The 19,610-nt window shown below is 40.0% G+C and carries 18 protein-coding genes and 1 riboswitch; of the genes, 7 read left to right on the top strand and 11 right to left on the bottom strand.

The genetic code is table 11. The annotated features are described in order from the left end of the window. Positions 1–722: 722 nt before the first annotated feature. The gene (folE2, locus tag AC27JP_RS05040) at positions 723–1,649 is read right to left on the bottom strand and encodes a GTP cyclohydrolase FolE2 (protein ID WP_487112654.1); all 927 of its coding nucleotides are present in this window, start codon (positions 1,647–1,649) and stop codon (positions 723–725) included. 354 nt (positions 1,650–2,003) lie between these two features. On the opposite strand from folE2, the gene AC27JP_RS05035 reads away from it, so the two are divergent. Beyond that, on the top strand, positions 2,004–2,351 hold the full coding sequence (locus AC27JP_RS05035) for an Hpt domain-containing protein (RefSeq protein WP_487112652.1): 348 nt from the start codon (positions 2,004–2,006) through the stop codon (positions 2,349–2,351). Positions 2,352–2,489: 138 nt separating this feature from the next. Here the strand turns inward: AC27JP_RS05035 and arcA are convergent, their stop codons facing one another. The 3 genes from arcA to AC27JP_RS05020 all read right to left on the bottom strand — a co-directional run bounded on the left by arcA (position 2,490) and on the right by AC27JP_RS05020 (position 6,141). Further along, positions 2,490–3,191 (bottom strand): two-component system response regulator ArcA, encoded by a 702-nt coding sequence (gene arcA, locus AC27JP_RS05030; protein ID WP_487112650.1) that lies wholly within the window; start codon positions 3,189–3,191, stop codon positions 2,490–2,492. 203 nt (positions 3,192–3,394) lie between these two features. After that, entirely contained in the window at positions 3,395–5,008 is a 1,614-nt protein-coding gene (locus AC27JP_RS05025) for a sensor histidine kinase (protein ID WP_487112648.1), read from the bottom strand. Between the two features lie 83 nt (positions 5,009–5,091). Next, entirely contained in the window at positions 5,092–6,141 is a 1,050-nt protein-coding gene (locus AC27JP_RS05020; protein ID WP_487112646.1) for a methyltransferase, read from the bottom strand. Between the two features lie 228 nt (positions 6,142–6,369). Here AC27JP_RS05020 and AC27JP_RS05015 point away from each other — a divergent pair, with 228 nt between their 5' ends. From AC27JP_RS05015 to AC27JP_RS04995, 5 genes are all read left to right on the top strand, one after another. Then, the gene (locus tag AC27JP_RS05015; protein WP_487112644.1) at positions 6,370–7,545 is read left to right on the top strand and encodes a DsbA family protein; all 1,176 of its coding nucleotides are present in this window, start codon (positions 6,370–6,372) and stop codon (positions 7,543–7,545) included. A gap of 117 nt (positions 7,546–7,662) precedes the next feature. Then, positions 7,663–7,861: riboswitch (Lysine riboswitch) on the top strand. Positions 7,862–7,941: 80 nt separating this feature from the next. Next, positions 7,942–8,958: a 4-hydroxy-tetrahydrodipicolinate synthase gene (gene dapA / locus AC27JP_RS05010; RefSeq protein ID WP_487112642.1), complete on the top strand. Its 1,017-nt coding sequence runs from the start codon at positions 7,942–7,944 to the stop codon at positions 8,956–8,958. Beyond that, positions 8,955–9,704 (top strand): 2,3,4,5-tetrahydropyridine-2,6-dicarboxylate N-succinyltransferase, encoded by a 750-nt coding sequence (locus AC27JP_RS05005; protein WP_487112640.1) that lies wholly within the window; start codon positions 8,955–8,957, stop codon positions 9,702–9,704. Before dapA ends, AC27JP_RS05005 begins: the two co-directional genes overlap by 4 nt. A gap of 18 nt (positions 9,705–9,722) precedes the next feature. After that, entirely contained in the window at positions 9,723–10,985 is a 1,263-nt protein-coding gene (locus AC27JP_RS05000; RefSeq protein WP_487113469.1) for a PLP-dependent decarboxylase, read from the top strand. Positions 10,986–11,016: 31 nt separating this feature from the next. Continuing rightward, complete coding sequence (locus AC27JP_RS04995; RefSeq protein WP_487112638.1) at positions 11,017–12,162, top strand: succinylglutamate desuccinylase/aspartoacylase family protein; 1,146 nt, start codon at positions 11,017–11,019, stop codon at positions 12,160–12,162. A gap of 81 nt (positions 12,163–12,243) precedes the next feature. Here the strand turns inward: AC27JP_RS04995 and yjgA are convergent, their stop codons facing one another. After that, the gene (gene yjgA / locus AC27JP_RS04990; protein ID WP_487112636.1) at positions 12,244–12,762 is read right to left on the bottom strand and encodes a ribosome biogenesis factor YjgA; all 519 of its coding nucleotides are present in this window, start codon (positions 12,760–12,762) and stop codon (positions 12,244–12,246) included. A 117-nt stretch (positions 12,763–12,879) separates the two neighbouring features. Between yjgA and pmbA the strand changes: the two genes are divergently transcribed. Continuing rightward, entirely contained in the window at positions 12,880–14,235 is a 1,356-nt protein-coding gene (gene pmbA, locus AC27JP_RS04985; RefSeq protein WP_487112634.1) for a metalloprotease PmbA, read from the top strand. 326 nt (positions 14,236–14,561) lie between these two features. Here pmbA and mgtE read toward each other — a convergent pair whose 3' ends face one another. The 6 genes from mgtE to AC27JP_RS04955 form a co-directional block, all read right to left on the bottom strand. After that, entirely contained in the window at positions 14,562–15,923 is a 1,362-nt protein-coding gene (gene mgtE, locus AC27JP_RS04980) for a magnesium transporter (RefSeq protein WP_487112632.1), read from the bottom strand. 179 nt (positions 15,924–16,102) lie between these two features. After that, complete coding sequence (locus tag AC27JP_RS04975) at positions 16,103–16,375, bottom strand: HPr family phosphocarrier protein (RefSeq protein ID WP_487112630.1); 273 nt, start codon at positions 16,373–16,375, stop codon at positions 16,103–16,105. Between the two features lie 17 nt (positions 16,376–16,392). Further along, entirely contained in the window at positions 16,393–17,247 is an 855-nt protein-coding gene (gene rapZ / locus AC27JP_RS04970) for an RNase adapter RapZ (RefSeq protein WP_487112628.1), read from the bottom strand. 6 nt (positions 17,248–17,253) lie between these two features. Continuing rightward, positions 17,254–17,706, bottom strand: a complete 453-nt coding sequence (ptsN, locus tag AC27JP_RS04965; protein WP_487112626.1) for a PTS IIA-like nitrogen regulatory protein PtsN — start codon at positions 17,704–17,706, stop codon at positions 17,254–17,256. A gap of 31 nt (positions 17,707–17,737) precedes the next feature. Further along, a complete protein-coding gene (gene hpf, locus AC27JP_RS04960) occupies positions 17,738–18,025 on the bottom strand; it encodes a ribosome hibernation promoting factor (RefSeq protein WP_487112625.1) in 288 nt (95 codons plus the stop codon). A 37-nt stretch (positions 18,026–18,062) separates the two neighbouring features. Next, positions 18,063–19,574 carry an RNA polymerase factor sigma-54 gene (locus AC27JP_RS04955; RefSeq protein WP_487112623.1) on the bottom strand — a complete coding sequence of 504 codons (1,512 nt, stop codon included), beginning with the start codon at positions 19,572–19,574 and terminating at the stop codon, positions 18,063–18,065. Positions 19,575–19,610: the final 36 nt, after the last annotated feature.

Raw genomic sequence — 19,610 nt, 5'->3', positions numbered from 1 at the left:
TCTCTTCTCCTAAATAATCGCTCCAACTCTTGTTTTTGAATTTAGTTAAAATGGATATAATTATGCTTATAATGCATAAATAGTCTAAATTATTTGTTGGATTAACGCTTACATTAAACATTTACAATTGAAACGTCAATGTAAATAGAGTATTTGCTCGTAACTTATTTACGAGAGTGTTGCGGTTTTATCGACAAAAATCGAATATTTAATGCTCTTTTACTCTATTTTAATGGCCTTAAGACGGTGTTTCGCAAAATAAATGTGCACTATATGCTTCTTTATGTAATTTTATTACATTTATTATTTGTGAATTTTTTAGGGATATAAAATTATTCATTAAATTTATATTCAATATTTATTCAAGGTTATAACCTTGTGTCTGAAAGGCTAACACAGGGTTCAATATTAGCATTGGTACTTGTTGATAGGTTAGACTGGATAGCGGCAAAGTGAAGCGCTGTGGATTGTTAGCAATAATTAGCTGGAAATGGTGATTTAGCGAAATATGCCATGATAATATGGTTAATTCGATGAAATATTTCAATAAAGCATAATGGTATGTCAGTGGTTTAGCAAACTACTTTGATCATCTTAGCGGTCAGTGGTTGTCTATAGATTGGCAATGAACGGGGTAATAAATTGGTTAGACTAAATGAACTAAGCCCAACAATGACAGATTGTTGGGCTTAGTTCAGCGTTATGATGACTTTAGGCGTTCGTTATGGTTGATAACCACCGCTGATGCCTTTAGTTGTGACACTAACAGCATCATGGGCGTGTAACGATTCTAAGTGGTTAATACGCAGCCAGAAATCGTCAAATTGCTCAGATATATTCATTGTATGCTGTAAACGACGTGCCGCATCTTCACAAAACATCAAATTTTGACCATTTAGTCGAGCAAATTCTTGCTCATCTTCACGTTTAACGGCAGCTTGTACCGGCGTTTTAAGTGAATTTTCAATTAAATCGACTAAGTCTGTGATGGGAAACTCGGTTGTGGTGTTGTTTAGTTTTACTTTCAATTCTGCAACTGAACGCTGACTATGAGGTGTTGCCACTACACCTTCTGTTGTGCCTAGCCACTCATGCACAGTTTCTAAATCAACACTGTTGTGGTCTGAGAACTTGTCTTTAAATGCTTTTTGGATCAGCTGACGAGCTAATGCTGCTGAGCATGGGCAAGTTGATGAGTAACGAACATCAACGCTAAGCTCTATATCCAGTTTACCTTTATTTAGACGGCCAGTAATAGTAACGGGGTAGGCTTTCCAGCCTTGCTTACCACTAATAAGTGATTTACGACGCAAATGGTAATCGAAGCTAAACTTCACTTTAGCGTTGTCACTTAGCTCTTGATGACTACTGATAAAGCCATCGAGTAGTGTGACTAAACTTTGATGATTGAGTACGTTTGAATTAGATAACTCATCAAGGAGTAAATACAAACGAGACATATGTATGCCTTTTGCTTTCGGCTCTTTAAGGTTTACAAACGCATCAACGTAAGCTGAAACCATTCGTTCTGATTGGCCTTTTGAGGCAACCATGATGGGCATTTCAATATTACTCATGCCGACCCAATCCAAAGTCCCCTCAGTTTGTGCTGTGGTATGATTTGCTATATCAGGCATTATTGTTGGCATTTTGACTCCGCTATTCGCTTGTGCATTATGTAAAGGGCTATCTATGGTAACTTCAGTACATAATAAAATTTATAATTGGCATTATTATCTAGCTATAAGATAAGGGCCTCTAGATTGCTCGTGAGGAAATATAATGCAGTGACCTTAAAAAGGGCGGCCATTTTGAACCATCCACCCACTAAAAGCAATGTTTGTGATTGTGATTGTGATATTGATCAAGAATATGTTATTTCCAAGCAGAAAGTATCTTAAGCGGTGAAAAATTGGAAAATAGTGCTATTGTATTCTGCACTCAATGCAGTAAAAATAGTAAACTGATAGAACGGAACAAATTGGTGTCACTAAGGAGATTACATGGGAACGATCCAACACTTAGATTTAACCTTAATTAATGGTTATTTAGAAGCTTTAGATATTGATGTGCTCAAACAGATGTTGGATTTATATGTGCAACAGTCGCAGGTTTATATCGCGGATATTGAAGGAGCAATAGCACAAGAAGATCAAACGAGTTGGCAGGAACAGTGTCACAAAATGAAAGGTTCGGCGGCTAGTGCTGGATTATCGCAAGTCCATGAAAAACTGATTGCAATTGAAAAGTCGACGCAAGAATGGCCGATTAAAGCCGCGCATTTGAAAACACTAACACTATTGAATCAACAAGCGATTGATGCTTTTAAACAGTGGCTTGCTAGTCACTAGTGTTATTGTCGTTTGCAAAAAAGCAAGTTAATGAGTTTAACTTGCTTTTATATTGCGGTATTTAAATTAGCTGGCGTCGATGTTTATATTCAGGGCTAAATATGTTTTGCTGCTTGTGCTAGGTAATGGCTAAGTGCCTTAATCAACACTGCCAACAAAGCGGTAACCTTCACCATGAATTGTATTGATTAGTTCGGGTGAACCTTCAACCGATTCAAAGTGTTTGCGTAAACGGCGAATGGTAACATCAACCGTTCGGTCATTAGAACGAAGATCTCGGCCGGTCATTTCTTTAATAAGTTGCTGACGAGTGACAATTTGCCCTGCATTGGCAATTAATAAGCGCAATGCGCGATATTCACCGCGTGGAATAGAAATTTCTTGATTATCTGGGCTGGTCATTTTTCTCGAATTACCATCAAGCGACCATTGATTAAATGTGATGATGGCATCACTTGATTCAGTTTTGCTGTTTGACATGCGATTTAAAATATTACGGGCACGTATGGTTAACTCACGAGGATTAAATGGCTTAGTGAGATAATCGTCTGCGCCAATCTCTAATCCTAAAATTTTATCAATATCACTGTCTCTACCGGTGAGGAAAATTAATGCCAAATCATTATTATTGGTTAATTCTCGTGCCAGTAGTAAGCCGTTTTTGCCCGGAAGATTAATATCCATGATAACTAAATTAATGGTGTTGCTTTTTAGTTCGCGATCCATGCTGTCACCATCTATTGCTTCTGATACTCGATAGCCTTCAGCTTCAAATAGATTTCGTAGATTAAAGCGTGTTACGTCTTCGTCTTCTACGATGAGTATATGTGGTTTTTGCATGTTAAATGTCCAATCTTTATATGGTTTATTGTTAATCAATAGTTAACAGCTATCGATTAGGCTCTTGTAATCATAGACGATATACAAGGTATATGAATATGGCTTAATGGTATAGAAGCTAAGGTTAAAACACAATCTTAGCTACACCATTTAGACTATTGTACCGTAATATGTTTAATAATTGCTCCGATCAGATCAAAGATTTAATTAATAGGGAAGTTAATCTCTACAGTCACCCCTTCGCCTGATTTACTGGTCAGTGTTATGTTGCCATCAAGGGCCTGAGTGACTAAATTGTAAACTAAATGTAGGCCTAGCCCGCTGCCACCTTCACCACGCTTTGTGGTAGTAAAGGGTTCAAATACCTTACTTTTAATCGTTTTATCGACGCCTATTCCATCGTCCTGAAAGAGAATATTAAGTTGGTTGCTAAGTGACATAACCGTAATGGAAATTTTGCCGCTATCTCGGCCTTCAAAACCATGAATAATTGAATTCATAATTAAATTGATTAATATTTGATTGATAGGTCCAGGTTTACTGGCAATAGTCAGTTCTTTCGGGCAATCAATATCAATAACATAAGGTAAATCATGTAGCTGGGGCCGTAAGGTTAGTAGTACTTCGCTGAATAGCTCTTTAACATTAAAACTGCGAATGTCTTCGCTAGACTGATCAACGGCGACTTTTTTAAAGCTAGATATTAAGTTTGCTGCTCGGTTTAAATTACGATAAATAATGGCAATATTTTCTCCACCATCATGCAAAAACTTTTTCAACTGACTAGATTTTAGTGATTTATTTTCAAAGGCGGTGGTAATTTCTTCAATGCGATCGGCTAATAATGTTGACGCTGTAACGCCAAGTCCTATCGGCGTGTTTACTTCGTGCGCTACACCAGCGACCATGTCGCCTAATGAAGCCATTTTTTCACTCTCAACCAGTTGGCCTTGGAATTGGTGTAATTTTTCCAAAGTCGAAAGCAATTCTTCATTTGACTCTTTTAATGCTGCGGTGCGTTTATTAATTTTATCTTCTAATTCATGTGAGTGTTCAATACTTTGCTGCTCTGCAGCATCTAATTGTGCAATGTGCTTTTCCATCCGAGAGAATAATATATTTATATTTCGAGCTAAAATATCGGCTTCTCGGTAGGGCATAGCTTGGCACTTTTGTTGAAAGTTTTTTTGTCGAGCTGCAGCTTGCACGGTATTCACTAGCGTGAAGTAGGGGGTAGTAATATATCGCTCTAGCTGTAGAACGATAAAAATTGCGATCAGTAAGACGATAAAAATAATTAGTACGCTGGTCGTAAGGAGTTTGTCGGTTATTACCGTAATGTGCTCTTTAGTACTTTGCATATAAACATAACCGATCACCTTGTCATTAAGGGTAATGGGGTGCATATATTCCAGATAATTTTCTCTAAACCTAGGCTCGCGGAGATTATTTATTTCATTAGATTTCTCTGAGATCGCCGAGCGTCGCTCACTGCGTTTGTAACTATAGAAGAGTTCGAACTTATTACTTTGACTATCTAATTGGTAGATATGTAAATAATTTAGGTTAGGAATTTGGTGAGAAATGATGAGATTATCTTTTAATGCTTGTCGGTCGGAATCAATAAGATAATGACTACTTTCATCTGCGAGTTCTTCGGCCCAGTATTTGATGTGATTTGCGGCTAAGTTATTGTAACTTGAACTGTATTGTTGTGAAATTATGGCCAAGTTAATAATACTAAAAGCAATAACAAAGCCAATGATAGAGACCAGAAATATTCGGCGAATTGACCAAATGCGTTTGGTTGTGGGCATAAAATACTAAGCTCAGTTAGATTAGATATATAATGATTGTAGAAAACCTTCTTGCTTTCAACAATGGCTTTATTTAAGTTGTGCTATTTTTTATTCTTGATAAGGCATTGATAAATCGCAAAACCTTTTTTTACAACGACTGTTTTGGTGCTACCAATGGCTTTTTCCATTATTGGCGGGTACTTTAAAAAACTATTAGCCACTATGGTGATACAGCCATGCATGGTCAAATGTTGTTTGATTTTTGTGAGAAATTGCTCCGTAGCAGCGTAGTGGGTTTTTATCCCTTGATGAAATGGCGGATTGGAAATAACAAAGTCATAGCTGCCTTGCACATGTGAAAGGCTGTTTGATGCCAGACATTCGCCGCTTAGGTGATTTAATGACAATGTCTTTTGTGCAGACTGCAGTGCTAACGCACTAACATCGACCAAGGTTAGCTTAGTGTCAGGAAATGCTGTGCCAATATAGCTGGCAATTACGCCAGCACCGCAACCAAAATCTAGCACTTTACCTTGGATATTATCAGGTAAATTTTCTAATAAAACTTCGGTACCTGTATCTAATCCATTTTGACTAAAAACACCGGGCAATGCCGCGATTTTTAGCTCTATGCCATCAACTGCTAATTGATAATATTTGTAAAATTCATCAATATTAAAGGCTGGCAACTCTGCTTGAAATTTTCCTATATACAATAAACAGTGGCGGGCTGCGTCGACTTTGTGGCAAAAGCTTAAATAGTCTTTGCCTAATTTATCTGCTGATTTTATACCGCTTTTGTTTTCACCGACGATAATAACCGTGGCGTCTTCGGTCATTGATTCGGCAAGCATAGCAAGAGTAAAACCAAACTCTGCCTTACTTTTAGGGAAGTTAATAATGACTAAATCATGCTTAACTTGTGCTTGATATTCAACACAGAAATGACTTGTTATTCGTTCACTTTTCACCGCTTGACTGAGTTTATAGTCAGCAAAATTCGTGTGATAACAAGTAAGGTTTGCGGTGGTATGTTGTGCCAAGTATTGAGCAATAAAACCATCATCAGCAATATTAACAAAAAGGGGCGTTGCTGCTGAAATATCGTTGATATTACGTATTAGTAGCTGATTAATATTGCTTATTGCCATGGAGTTACCTGTATTTACGCTAAATTTGTGATTACTGTGTCATAATGTTGGCTATTCTACGCGATTTTAAATATCTCGCCATCAATAGTCCCAAAGGAGCTGGCTATTTTTAACAAATCGATTTTTCGTCTTAAGATAAAATGGCTGCATAGCGGCATAAGACAAAAACTTTTAATTTTTCGTTATTTTTTACTAGGACGTTTTTTTGGAAAAAAAGCTCATGCTGAAGTGTATTTAGCGTTAAATGATCCACATAGTTTTATGCTAGTGCAGATGTTAGCCCGTTTACAGGCACGATATGAGCTGGAATTTAAGATTTTTTTCATCTGGGGAGCCTTGCCTGGCGTTACCATAGCGCCAAAGCTTCATCGACAATGGGCTATCAAAGACGCTAACTTAATTGCTGAGAAATATCAGTTAGTTAAAATAAACCATATCCCCTCGTTAATGCAATTATCAACCGGGCAGCAAGAATGGCAGCTGCATTCAAACAATATAAAAAATGCTGAGCAAGTTTTTTTGCAAACATGGCGGAACAGCTTTAGTGAACATTATATTGCATCGACTCCAACGATTACTCATCAAGTAAAAAATCAAGCTCGGCTTGAAGATAAAGGTCATTACTGTGCCGCAACAATTTATTTTTTAGGTGACTGGTTTGTCGGCGTTGATAGGTTGTTTCATTTTGAGAGTGCTCTATGTCAATTAGGCTTAGCCACATCGATTAGTGATGATTTCTCAGAAGATGCCATAGCCACTAAAGATCTTGCAATGACTGAAATGAGCCATATTAAAGCGGCCAGCACCTATAATTCGACGACACAGCAGCTAGAAGTGTTTTTATCTTTACGTAGTCCATATTCCTATTTAGGTTTTGTCCAAGCTATCGCCTTGGCTGAGCGCTATCAAATCGAATTAGTTATTAAACCGGTTTTACCGTTATTAATGCGCGGAGCGTCAATTCCTATTGTGAAACAAAAATATATCTACTTAGATGCATTAAGAGAAGCGAAAAAGCTTGGCATTGAATTTAACGGTTTTGTTGATCCACTGGGTGCTGGCGTTATTAATGTTTATCGCATGTTTGCTTACGCTCAACAGCAAGGTAAAGCAAACGAATATATGTTAGCGTGTTTTCGTGCGGTATATGTCGATGACGTTGATTTGGCTGATCCAGAAAATATCAAAAATATTGTCAATAACTTAGCTCTAGATTATCAAGATGCCAACACTTATCAAGCGGAGCATGACTGGCAAATATGGGCTGATAGCAATCAAAGAGAGTTGACGAAACTAGAGTTCTGGGGAGTGCCTTGCTTTAAATTGAATAATCGTAGTTTTTGGGGACAAGACCGAATCTCGTTTTTAGAGAAAGAAATAAAATCAAATTTATCAATTAATTAAGCTTTTAATTAGCATATACGTTTAGACGTCTATTGACGAAGCTTAGATTTAAATGTTTTAATAAATATGTCCCTTATTCCAATTAGGTTAGTTAGTAAAAAACTGATCTAATGATGAAGGGCCAGAAGAGGAGCGTTTACCAGGTAATTATTGTGAAGAGATCAAACTCTAGTGAACAATAATGAGGGGGGAAAACGCCGAGGTAATTGTATTTTTGATGATACAAATATCGGTTGTTGTCGCTAAATGTTTTTACGTTTAGCGCTAGGTTGAATCCTTGCAACTGTCACCTAATAGGTGGAGAGCTTCTGGCCTTTGTTAAGGCTAAAATTCATCTCTAGAATTTGGCTTTCGCAAGCGCCTAAAAGTTCTCCGAACGAAACGAGTTCGAGAGAAATGAATCAAATAACACACTCAAAAAAATGTCTAAAAGCCGAACAGCCCATTGTTTGGACGGCTTTGATCACGCCATTATTAAGTGATGGTGCCATTGACTATCACAGCTTACAACATGTTGCTTTGCAACAAAATGCGGCCAACAACGGTATTTTACTACTGGGTAGTACAGGTGAAGGACTGGCTTTAACGAGCGAAGAACAGCTTGCCATCGTTAAGTTTGTTGCGGCCTTATCACTAGATGTACCATTAATGGTTGCCGTTGGTGGTTTTAATCTTTCTGCGCAAATCGCTTGGATAGAGCAATGTAATCAACTGCCTATTTCTGCTTATTTGTTGGGCAGTCCTATTTACGCTAAGCCTGGGCCAGTAGGTCAAACGGCTTGGTATCAAGCTTTGCTCGATGCGGCAAAACTTCCGTGCATGATCTACAACGTGCCATCAAGAAGCGGCGTTGAAATTGCCATTTCTGCATTACAAACGTTACAACATCATGAGAATTGCTGGGCGCTTAAAGAAGCGAGTGGTGACCTTAATAAGTTACTGGCTTACCGCCAACATTGTCCTGACCTTGAACTTTATAGTGGTGAAGATGCCATGATGCCTTATCTTGCTAGTGCTGGAGTACAAGGCCTAGTATCCGTTTGTGCAAATGTTTGGCCTGAAGCGACGCAGCGCTATGTAGCATTAACGCTAGCTCAGCAATGTCACGGCCTGTTTCCACTTTGGCAAAATGCTATTGCAGCGCTATTTCAAGTGGCTAGTCCTATTCCGGTAAAAGTACTGATGGCGGAGCTAGCTGTTATTGCCACGCCAACTTTGCGTTTACCTCTGTGTTATGAAGAGCTATCAAATAAGCATGGCTTAGATATTGTTCATCAACAAATTCAGCAGTGGTTGGCCAATCAGCCGCTTAGTAACACAGACAAGCCGGCGAGAGCGGAAAATGAAAACCAACAAAGTAGCCTTTATTCAAGCCCTATAACACCAACTATTCTAAGAGAAGTAAATCAATGACTTGGCAGCAAACTTTAACAGCATTAGAAACCGGCGCCGTGCGCGCAGCACAGCAAAACCATTGTGGCAACTGGAGTGCTAACGTTGACGTAAAACAAGCAATTTTAGCCGCTTTCAAGGCGGGCGATAATACTGAATTTGATGGTATTTATCAGGGCTTTGTTGACAAGCATAATTTACCGGCGCGTGAATTTTCTGTCAGTGACAATGTTCGAATGGTGCCAGGAGGCTCTTCCGTTCGTCGTGGAGCCTATGTCGCACCCGGCGTTATTATTATGCCGCCGGCTTATATTAATGTTGGTGCTTTTGTTGACAGCGGTACCATGATTGATAGCCATGCACTTATCGGCTCATGCGCGCAAATTGGTAAAAATGTTCATGTTTCGGCCGCGGTGCAAATAGGTGGTGTGCTTGAGCCGATTGGGGCAAGCCCAGTTATTATTGAAGATAATGCCTTCTTAAGTGCAGGAGTGATTATCGTTGAGGGCATTGTCGTTAAAAAAGGCGCAGTATTAGCACCAGGCGTTTCGCTTTCTGCATCGGTACCTGTTTATGATTGCGTCAATAATATTATGTTAGAAAAAGGCGCAGATATTCCAGAAAATGCGGTTGTGGTGCCAGGCACTCGGCCAATTTCTGGTGGTTGGGCAGAAAAAAAAGGTTTGAATATGGCGTGTGCGTTGATCGTAAAATATCGTGATGAAAAAAGTAATGCTGCCTTAGAGCTCGAATCGGTATTGCGTTAAGGCCAGCAAATGAAAACAATGCAAGAAAAACAAGATTTAGTGCCTAGGCCCAACTGGCTAAGGCCTGCAGTATATGAAGCTTTAGCTGAACAGCAAAAAAGTCGAATAAATAACCCAGAGCAAGCCACAGATGAAGTGGGGTATTTTCTTTATGATTTAGATGCGCTGACGGAACATTTAGCACGGTTAATGCAGCAAGATGTCATTAAGCTTTGGTTCGCCGTTAAGGCGAATCCTTTGTCGCGCGTTATTACAACTTTGGCTGAGCAAGGTTTCAATTTTGATGTCGCTAGCCAAGGTGAATTAACTCAAGTACTTAGACAAAATATTACCGCTGATCGGATTCTTAATACTGGACCAGCAAAGTCTAAGCGTCAGATGAAGGCGTTCTTGACGCAAGGAGTTGAAACTTTTGTTGTTGAAAGTTTACTGCAGTTGCAGTGGCTTAATGAGTCGGCAACAGAATTAGCTTGTAATCCTCAAGTATTACTGCGAGTGCAATTGCAATGGCCAGATGGTGAGAAAAATCCCCTCGGTGGCAACGAGGTCACGCCGTTTGGCTTGTCATGCGATGAGTGGCGAGAAATTAACGTAAATGACTTTCCTGCACTTAATATCAATGGTTTACACATTTTTCAGTGGGGCAATATGCTCAGCAATGAAAAAATGTTTCAGCTATGGTCGCAGATGGTTGCGCCGCTCCTGACATTGGCAAAGCAAATTGCCATGCCATTAGAAGTGTTAGATTTGGGTGGTGGTTTAGGTGTTGATTACTTACAGCATGGTGATGAACTAAGCTGGCAAAAAATTGTTGAAGATTTAGCAAGTATTAAGGCTAGTGCTGGCGTTAAGGAATTATGGCTTGAGTTAGGTCGTTATGCGGTCGCAGAGTCAGGTTATTACGTCACTTCCGTGGTTGATAAAAAACAAAACTTTCAACAGCAACAACTGGTGCTTGCTGGTGGTATTAATCATTTATTGCGCCCAGCGATAACAGGGCAACCGTTTCCTGTGGCATTGTTGAGAGAGTCTACCGCGTCACTTACCCGTTTTGATGTCCACGGGCCACTGTGTACTAGTTTAGATAAACTCGGTCAGTTAGATTTACCGCAAGATGTGGTAATAGATGAATCACTGGTTTTCGGCTTGTCCGGCGCTTATGGCTTTACTGAAAGTATGCCATTTTTTCTCTGTCATCAAGTGGCAGCGGAGTATGTATTGCAGCGAGGTGAAATGGAGCTGATACGTGTAGCAGAGTCTGCCTCTTGGTATTTACGTTAGTGGCTGTGAAAGTTGATAACAAAGGTAGTTTATGAATTCAATTAGTAAAGAAGTGATGCACGTTGGTGAAATGGCCAGCGGCGCAGCGCTTACAGTACCGGTATATCGCATTAATGGCTCAGGAAAAGGGCCAAGTGTTTATATTCAGGCGAATATGCATGGCGCAGAAGTGCAAGGTAATGCGGTTATTTTTCAGTTATTAGAGCAGTTAAAGCATATTGAGCTAAATGGCTCAATTACCTTGGTACCTTATGCAAACCCGGTTGGCTGTAATCATAAAAATGGCGAATATACCTTAGGGCGTTTTGACCCAATAACGGGCGTTAACTGGAATCGTATGTTCCATTTTGACGCCAGTATTATTGAGCCGTTTGCACAAGAATATTTAAGTGCTAGTAATGAAGAAATTGAAATTGCTTTTAAGGCGTTAATGCTTGAACAAATTGAACAAAAGCTGAATCATAATATTTATGGTTTAACGACTGGGCAACGCATTGCTTTTCAACTACAACGTTTGGCCCATCAAGCAGATATTGTTTTAGATTTACATACTGGGCCTATTTCCAGTAAGCATTTATATTGCCCTGAATATGCTAAAGAAAGTGCCAAATATTTTGATATTCCCCATACATTGCTGATCCCCAATAGCTTTGATGGGGCATTGGACGAAGCGACATTCTGTCCTTGGTGGCAATTGCAGCTAGAACTTGCGGCTCTTGGACGTGATTTTTCTATCAGCAGAAATAATACTGATAGCCAAAGTTATATCGTTAAGGAAAGTTTTACTGTTGAATTAGGCTCACAAGAGCAAATCGATCTCGACGTTGCTCATCAAGATGCATTGGGTATTTTAAGCTATCTACAGTATCAGAAAGTGATCAATACTGGTGACTATCACCCAAAAACAATGACGCGCTATGCTTGCATGTTAGAAGATTACAAAGCGTTATATTCGCCGATGGGAGGCATGGTGGATTACTTGGCTGATTTTGGAAAACCTTTACCAGCAGGAGAGCCACTAGCGCGTATTTTACGAATGGATAACTATGGCGATGGCGACCCTTTACACTATATTAGTTTAGATCATCCCGTGATCCCTATTTTACATTTTGCTTCTGCCAGTGTGAACCAAGGAACTGAGCTATATAAAGTTTTCAGTAAATATAGTGTGCTTTAAATAAGTGAGGTTTTCAGGTTTTATTAGCAACGCTTTGTTATCAGGAGGCCGTTAACAAAGCGTTTTTGGTGATTAATTACTTTAAAAAACCACATGCTCTTTTAAGTAAGCAAATAAATCGCGATAGTGTTTACCAACTTTTTCAGCTTTGTGTTCTTTCTTTGCATGGCGCACTAGCTGCCTAAGCTTTTGTCTTTCCATACTGTCAGATTGCGCCAACAACGCTTCGATAGCTTCATTTCCTTGCGCAATCAGGTCATCACGCAATTGTTCAAGCTTTTCAAATTTGACCGATTCCTGTTGATGCTTGTTCGCCATAACATCCATCGCCTGTTTAATGGGCTCAAGATCGGTTTCTGATAATATTTTTGCAATATGACGAATGTGCCGACGCAATGCCTCATGCTTGTTAGTTATTTTATCCGCCAACACCATAGCTTCTTTTAATTCATCGGTTAGCGGCAATCGGCTGCGTTGATGTTTAGACATTTTAACTAAACCAAGACCAAAATCTTGTAGTCGATGCATTTCACGCTTTATTTCCGATTTACTCAGTAATTCTTCTTCTAATTCGTCGATATCGTTGGCAGACTGGGGCATAATGTTAGGTAATAAAGTGATAATTCCCTATAGTATACAACAAAGCCGTTACCGCAAAAACATTCCTGTGGTTGGTATCGTTAAAAATAGCGATTAAATGTGAGAAATAAGTTACCCATGAGCGATTCTGATAGTATCCAAACGCAAATAGAACACGTTAAGCAACGCGTTAATGACGCAATGACAATGGCCAAAACATTAGGTGCGGATGGTGCTGAAGTCGCCATGACTCGTCAACAAGGCCTTAGCGTTAGCACCCGTTTAGGAGAAGTTGAAAACGTCGAATTTACCAGTGACGGTGCACTGGGCATTACTGTCTATAAAGAAGGCCGTAAAGGTAGCGCTTCAACAGCGGATTTATCTGAAAAAGCATTGAAACAAGCTATTGAAGCAGCGGTAAATATTGCAAAATACACTTCTGTGGATGATTGCTCAGGTTTGGCGGATAAAGAACTCTTAGCTATGTCTCCTGAGGATTTAGATTTATATCATCCCGAAGCCTTGTCAACAGAACAAGCCATCAGTTTAGCAAAAGAATGTGAAGACACGGCACTGGCTTATGATGAACGTATCAGTAACTCTGACGGCGCAACATTAGCAAGTTTTGAGGGCTTTAAAGTTTATGGCAATAGCCATGGCCAATTAGTCGGTTACCCGAGCACCCGCCATAGCTTGAGTTGTGTGATGATCGCCAATGAAGGTGATGACATGCAACGTGATTATGCTTATACGGTAAATCGTCAATTTGGCGCCATGGAAAGTGCCGTTAAAATTGGTCAGCAATCAGCTACCGAAGCTTTATCGCGCTTAGGCGCTCATAAGTTAACCACTAATAAAGTGCCGGTAATGTTTCGTGCTGATATTGCCAATACCTTGTTTGGCCATTATATTGCCGCCATTAGTGGCGGAAATTTATATCGAAAATCCTCATTTTTAATGGATTCTCTCGACAAGCAAGTTTTCCCGGAGTTTCTAACGGTAAATGAACGCCCACACTTGAGAAAAGCCTTAGCGAGTAGTGCCTTTGATAGTGAAGGGGTTGCAACCGTCGATCGTGAAATTATTACTGATGGTCGATTAGCAACTTACCTGTTAACCAGTTATTCCGCACGTAAATTGGGTATGCAGTCAACCGGTCATGCTGGTGGTATTCATAATTGGCAATTAGCGATAAAAGAGTCAGGGCAGGGTGGTGATTTTGAAGCTATGTTGAAAACCTTAGGTACCGGCTTATTGGTTACAGAATTAATGGGGCAAGGCGTTAATGTGGTGACTGGTGATTATTCGCGCGGCGCTGCGGGCTTTTGGGTTGAAAATGGTGAAATAGCTTACCCCGTTGATGAAATTACCATTGCTGGAAAGCTACAAGATATGTTTGCTGGTATTGTTGCTATCGGCAATGATATTGATATGCGCGGTAGCATTCGAACCGGCTCGATTATCATTAATGAAATGCAGGTAGCAGGTAATTAGACGGGAACTTAATCGTTAATAAGTCATAAAAAACGAGCTAAATTTGCTCGTTTTTTGTTTTAATAATATCTAACCTGAGCTTTGGATAAGTAAAATGCTACAGCAGCGCTATTAAAGCCTACTTCTACGTTGTTCAAGTTACCAATAACTCGTTATTGGGCACACTTAAACGCCTTGAACTAGACATAAATACCACAACTGTAGATTGGCTGTTGATAATGTTTTGAAATAGTCATGTTTTTCATTCTCATTATCCCGATTTCAGGTTATCTAATGTTCTGAATTCATATCGATAATACAGCGATATTATTGCTATCGACAAAAATTTAAGTACCCAGCAATAAAGTTGCAGTACCTAAAAAGGCAAAAATACCAACCACATCAGTGATAGTGGTGAGAATAACACTACCAGCCAATGCCGGATCTATATTCATTTTTTTCAACATCAATGGAATAGTCACGCCAGCAATACCTGCTGCGGTCATATTCATTAACATTGCAAAAGCGATAATAGCCCCGAGCATAATATTTTGCTGCCATAGCGCGACAACAGTGGCAATTAATATCGCCCAAATCATACCGTTAAAAAAACCAACAGCTAATTCTTTATAGAGTAAAACGCGTGAGTTACTTTCACCAACATGGCCCAAGGCAATACCACGAATAACCAGCGTTAAGGTTTGATTACCGGCAACGCCTCCCATGCTAGGCACAAGTGAATTTAACACTGCTAATATAGCCAGTTGGCTTAAAATGCCTTCGAACATACTGGAAACGGCAACCGCGAGTAGCGCGGTAATTAAATTTACACCTAGCCAGACTGAACGTTGTTGGGTACTTTTTAAAACCGGAGCAAAAGTATCTGCCTCATCGTCTAAACCCGCCATACTCATCATCGAGTGTTCGGCTTCTTCACGAATAATATCAACTACATCATCAACGGTAATACGGCCGAGTAGACGATCTTTATCATCAACAACGGGAGCCGAAAACCAGTCATGTCGTTCAAACAGCTGCGCAACATCTTTCTCGTTCATGTCGGCGGTAATAGCTTCGATTTCATCATCAATGAGTGTCGACACTATGGTTTCTGGTTTTGCTGTAACGATTGCGGTTAAAGATATGGCGCCAATGAAATGATCTTCACGATCAACCACATAAAATGAATCTGTCGCTTCGGGTAATTCACCACGTAAGCGTAAGTAGCGTAGTACCACATCAACAGTTACGTCAGGGCGAATGGAAATGGTATCGGTATTCATGATACCGCCCGCCGTGTCTTCTTCGTAAGACAACGCGGCTTCTACTCGGCTACGATCTTGTGAGTCCATTGAACTCAATACTTCCCGATAGACGCTATCAGGTAAGGTACGGAAAACTTCAGCTAAATCATCTACGTCCATACCTTCTGCAACGGCAGCAAGCTTTTCAGGACGGATATTTTTAAGAATACCTTTTCGAACTTCTTCGTTTAATTCTTCGAGCACTTCACCATGGTGATCGGCATCGATTAATTGCCAAAGTACAGAACGGCTTTTGGTTGGTGAAGATTCTAGTAATAGCGCGAGATCAAATGCGGGCATGTCCTGCAATAGTTTACGGACATAGACATACATACCACTACCGAGGGCATCGTTAACCTGCTGTAGACGCTGATGGCTGTACTCTTGTTCGGAAACTTCCGGCATATTGCTACCTTGTGCCGTTGCAAAACGAAATTGATATTTATTATTATGAAGGATGTTTATTAAGTTAATGTGGCATTGAATTTTTAATAAACATCGACATTGAGTTTATCGCAATTTGTTACTTTTCGCAGCTTTTTTATTGACTTAATAACTGGTTGAACAGATGAAAGAAGAGGAGGTTATTCTGCTTCGTCGAATTTATCACTGAACAATTGGCAGATTTCGTGGAGCGCAAGCTCAGCGTCATCACCGACGGCTGTAACCTTAACCGTTTTTCCTTGAGCGCCAGCTAACAGCATTAATCCCATAATACTATTGGCATCGGCACTATTGCCGTCTAGCTCTAAGGTAATAGTCGCACTGAACTGTTGACTTAATTGTGCCAACTTAGACGCGGCTCGGGCATGGAGCCCAAGCTTGTTAATAATGTTGACTTGACGGCTGATTTGCATGCTTTATTGCTTCGCGCTTATGAACTGGCTAGCGTTAAATCACGGTGACGTGATTGTACGTCGTCACGTTCTTTTCGCATGTTGTTCGCGAGCAGCTCTGCAATGTAAACCGATCTGTGTTTACCACCGGTACAGCCAATGGCTATAGTGACATAGCTGCGATTATTGCGCTCAAGATGTGGTAACCAGGTCATCATAAAGCTGTTAATTTGCCAAATAAATTTAGTGACTATTGGTTGGCTGGCGAGGAAGTCTTGTACCGGTTTATCTAAACCTGTGTGCGCTTTTAACTCTTTATCCCAATAAGGATTAGGTAAAAAACGAGCATCAAAAACATAGTCAGCGTCTTGTGGCACACCATGTTTAAAGCCAAAAGATTCAAATACGATCACCATAGAGCCTGATTTTTTGCCGAGAATTCTTTCTCTAACTAAATCGGCTAACTGATGCGGTGATAATTGACTGGTATTAATGTATAAATGCGCACGTGTTGCAATTGGCTCTAACAGTTGTTTTTCGAGTGCAATTGCCTGATCAAGAGCGATATTTTGTTTGATCAATGGGTGCAAGCGTCGAGTTTCGCTGAAACGACGAATTAAGTCGCTATCATCGGCATCTAAATAGAGTAGGTTTAATTCAACCGCACTGGGTAAATAGTCAATGATTTCTGGCACATCATTCGGATCGGCGGGTAGGTTACGAACATCTAGGCTAACAGCAACATTTTCGTAATCATTGATAACAGTATGTGTTAAGGCTGGCAGTAAATTAACCGGAATATTGTCGACACAATAATAGCCTAAGTCTTCTAAAACACGCAGGGCAACACTTTTACCTGAGCCTGAACGACCACTGACAATGATTAATTTCATTGATGATTAACTCGCTTGTTGGATTAATTCGAAAAGTGCTTGGTTACTTTCGCATTTACGCACTTGCTTGCAAAATTGCTTATCACGAAATATCTGTGCAATACTTTGTAAGGTACATAAATGATTTTGACATTCTTCTTCAGGAACAAATAAGGCAATAAAAATATCGACAGCGCGATGATCTATAGCGTCAAAGTTAATTGCTTGTTCCGTGGTGATAACCACAGCAATTGGGGCACTCGCATTGTCTAAACGTCCGTGGGGAATGGCAATACCATTGCCGATACCCGTTGAGCCCATTTTTTCGCGCTTAACTAAGCTTTCTAATAATTGGAAAGTATCGTGGCTGGCCAGCTTTTCTGCCGCCAAACTGCTTAAATATTCTAATACACGCTTTTTACTGGAACCCGGTGCTGCACATATTGTGCAGTCCGGGGTTAAGATGTCTTGCAACTTCATAATTACTTCAAAGACCTAATGCGAAGAGACGTTAATGTTTGTTTATTTTGCCTTTATATTTCAATATTTGCCGATCTAACTTATCAATCAGTGAGTCAATAGAAGCATACATGTCATTATTTTCTGCTTTGGCATGAACTTCACTGCCACTTAAGTGCACGGTTGATTCCGCTATTTGATTAAGTTTTTCTACGGTTAAAACTACATGAACATTGTTGATGTGATCAAAATGTCGTTCTAGTTTTTCAAATTTTCCATTGACATAATCACGTAATGAATCGGTAACATCGACATGGTGTCCGGTAAGATTAATTTGCATATGCGTCAATCCTCTTTTGCGGGTTAATAAACCAAACCTATAATAGGCTTTTACGTTGATTCGATGGTGGTATCGAGAGCGACTCTCGATATTTTGCAATGGTACGCCTTGCTACTTTAATGCCTTGTTCCGCTAAAATATCTGCCATTTTACTGTCACTGAGTGGTTTGGCGGGAATTTCTGCCGAGACTAATTTTTTAATTAACTCGCGAATAGCAGTTGATGAGCACTCGCCGCCATTTTCGGTACTAACATGGCTTGAGAAGAAATATTTTAATTCAAATATGCCTCTAGGCGTGTGCATATATTTTTGCGTGGTAACGCGAGAAATGGTTGATTCATGCATATCAACGGCTTCAGCAATATCGTTTAATACCATAGGGCGCATGGCTTCTGGGCCATGTTCAAAGAAACCTTGTTGGCGTTGCACAATACAGTTGGATACTTTTAATAAGGTGTCGTTACGACTTTCCAAGCTCTTAATAAACCATTTCGCTTCTTGCAGATTAGAACGAATAAATTGTGAATCCGTCGACGACTTCATAGAACGTGACATGGCGGCATATTGCTGATTGACCGACAGCTTAGGTGCAGTGTCAGGATTTAATTCTACTGTCCAACGGCCGTTTTTCTTTTCCACTGAAACATCAGGAATTACGTATTGTTCTTCACTCTTAACAACGCTATCGCCAGGGCGAGGGTCTAAGGTTTGAATAAGACGTATCACTTCGCGTAATTGCTCTTCTTTTAAACGCAACTTACGCATTAATTGCCGGTAATCGCGATTACCCAATAAGTCAATATACTCACTAACTGCGAGTTTACTTTCTGCTAACCAAGGGGTATCGCTTGAAAATTGATTCAATTGGATCAACAAACACTCTGGAATTGAGCGGGCGGCAACCCCTATAGGGTCAAAGACGTTAATTCGTTTTAGCACCACCTCGACTTCATCAAGTTCAAGGTCTTCAATGCCGACACTTTCTAAAATTTCTTCAGCCGAAACAGTTAAATAACCCGCTTCGTCAATCGCTTCAATAATGGCAATGGCAATGGTTTTATCGGTTTCGGTAAAAGGCGTCAGTTCCATTTGCCAAATTAGGTGATCTTGAATTGAATCTTTGGTTTCACCTTGATAGGTATAATCTTCAGAAGCAGGACCAACACTGCCACTGCTAGTACCAGCGCTGAAATTATCATCCCAGGTGGTGTCATTATTCAATTCTTCGGGGATATCGGTTTTTGCTAAGCCTTCGGCAGAGCTAATTTCATCGATTGTTGGCGCTGAATCTTCACTGCCATCTAGAGATGCTACTTCACTGTTGTTGTCACTGGCGTTGGCCGAAAATGCTTCTTCTAAATTATCAGGCGTACTTTCCGATGAAGTCGTTTGGTTTTCATCCATTTCAAGTAACGGATTACTTTCAAGTGCTTCTTGAATTTCTTGTTGTAAATCCAAGGTCGACAATTGCAACAGCTTAATTGCTTGCTGCAATTGGGGAGTCATAGTTAACTGTTGTCCGATACGGAGCTGCAGAGTAGGACGCATTTAGTTTTTCTTTTCCCTGTTACTATTTAGTGCAAT

It is taken from the genome of Colwellia sp. SU-HH01172 (assembly GCF_057553355.1).
The sequence above is the reverse complement of the archived record's forward strand: the minus strand, read 5'-3'. Positions and strand labels throughout refer to the sequence as shown.

Excerpts from the sequence above, each read along its gene's own strand:
- folE2 (WP_487112654.1), bottom strand. The coding sequence starts at position 1,649 with ATGCCAACAATAATGCCTGATATAGCAAATCATACCACAGCACAAACT.
- AC27JP_RS05035 (WP_487112652.1), top strand. The coding sequence starts at position 2,004 with ATGGGAACGATCCAACACTTAGATTTAACCTTAATTAATGGTTATTTA.
- arcA (WP_487112650.1), bottom strand. The coding sequence starts at position 3,191 with ATGCAAAAACCACATATACTCATCGTAGAAGACGAAGACGTAACACGC.
- AC27JP_RS05025 (WP_487112648.1), bottom strand. The coding sequence starts at position 5,008 with ATGCCCACAACCAAACGCATTTGGTCAATTCGCCGAATATTTCTGGTC.
- AC27JP_RS05020 (WP_487112646.1), bottom strand. The coding sequence starts at position 6,141 with ATGGCAATAAGCAATATTAATCAGCTACTAATACGTAATATCAACGAT.
- dapA (WP_487112642.1), top strand. The coding sequence starts at position 7,942 with ATGAATCAAATAACACACTCAAAAAAATGTCTAAAAGCCGAACAGCCC.
- AC27JP_RS05005 (WP_487112640.1), top strand. The coding sequence starts at position 8,955 with ATGACTTGGCAGCAAACTTTAACAGCATTAGAAACCGGCGCCGTGCGC.
- AC27JP_RS05000 (WP_487113469.1), top strand. The coding sequence starts at position 9,723 with ATGCAAGAAAAACAAGATTTAGTGCCTAGGCCCAACTGGCTAAGGCCT.
- AC27JP_RS04995 (WP_487112638.1), top strand. The coding sequence starts at position 11,017 with ATGAATTCAATTAGTAAAGAAGTGATGCACGTTGGTGAAATGGCCAGC.
- yjgA (WP_487112636.1), bottom strand. The coding sequence starts at position 12,762 with ATGCCCCAGTCTGCCAACGATATCGACGAATTAGAAGAAGAATTACTG.
- pmbA (WP_487112634.1), top strand. The coding sequence starts at position 12,880 with ATGAGCGATTCTGATAGTATCCAAACGCAAATAGAACACGTTAAGCAA.
- mgtE (WP_487112632.1), bottom strand. The coding sequence starts at position 15,923 with ATGCCGGAAGTTTCCGAACAAGAGTACAGCCATCAGCGTCTACAGCAG.
- AC27JP_RS04975 (WP_487112630.1), bottom strand. The coding sequence starts at position 16,375 with ATGCAAATCAGCCGTCAAGTCAACATTATTAACAAGCTTGGGCTCCAT.
- rapZ (WP_487112628.1), bottom strand. The coding sequence starts at position 17,247 with ATGAAATTAATCATTGTCAGTGGTCGTTCAGGCTCAGGTAAAAGTGTT.
- ptsN (WP_487112626.1), bottom strand. The coding sequence starts at position 17,706 with ATGAAGTTGCAAGACATCTTAACCCCGGACTGCACAATATGTGCAGCA.
- hpf (WP_487112625.1), bottom strand. The coding sequence starts at position 18,025 with ATGCAAATTAATCTTACCGGACACCATGTCGATGTTACCGATTCATTA.
- AC27JP_RS04955 (WP_487112623.1), bottom strand. The coding sequence starts at position 19,574 with ATGCGTCCTACTCTGCAGCTCCGTATCGGACAACAGTTAACTATGACT.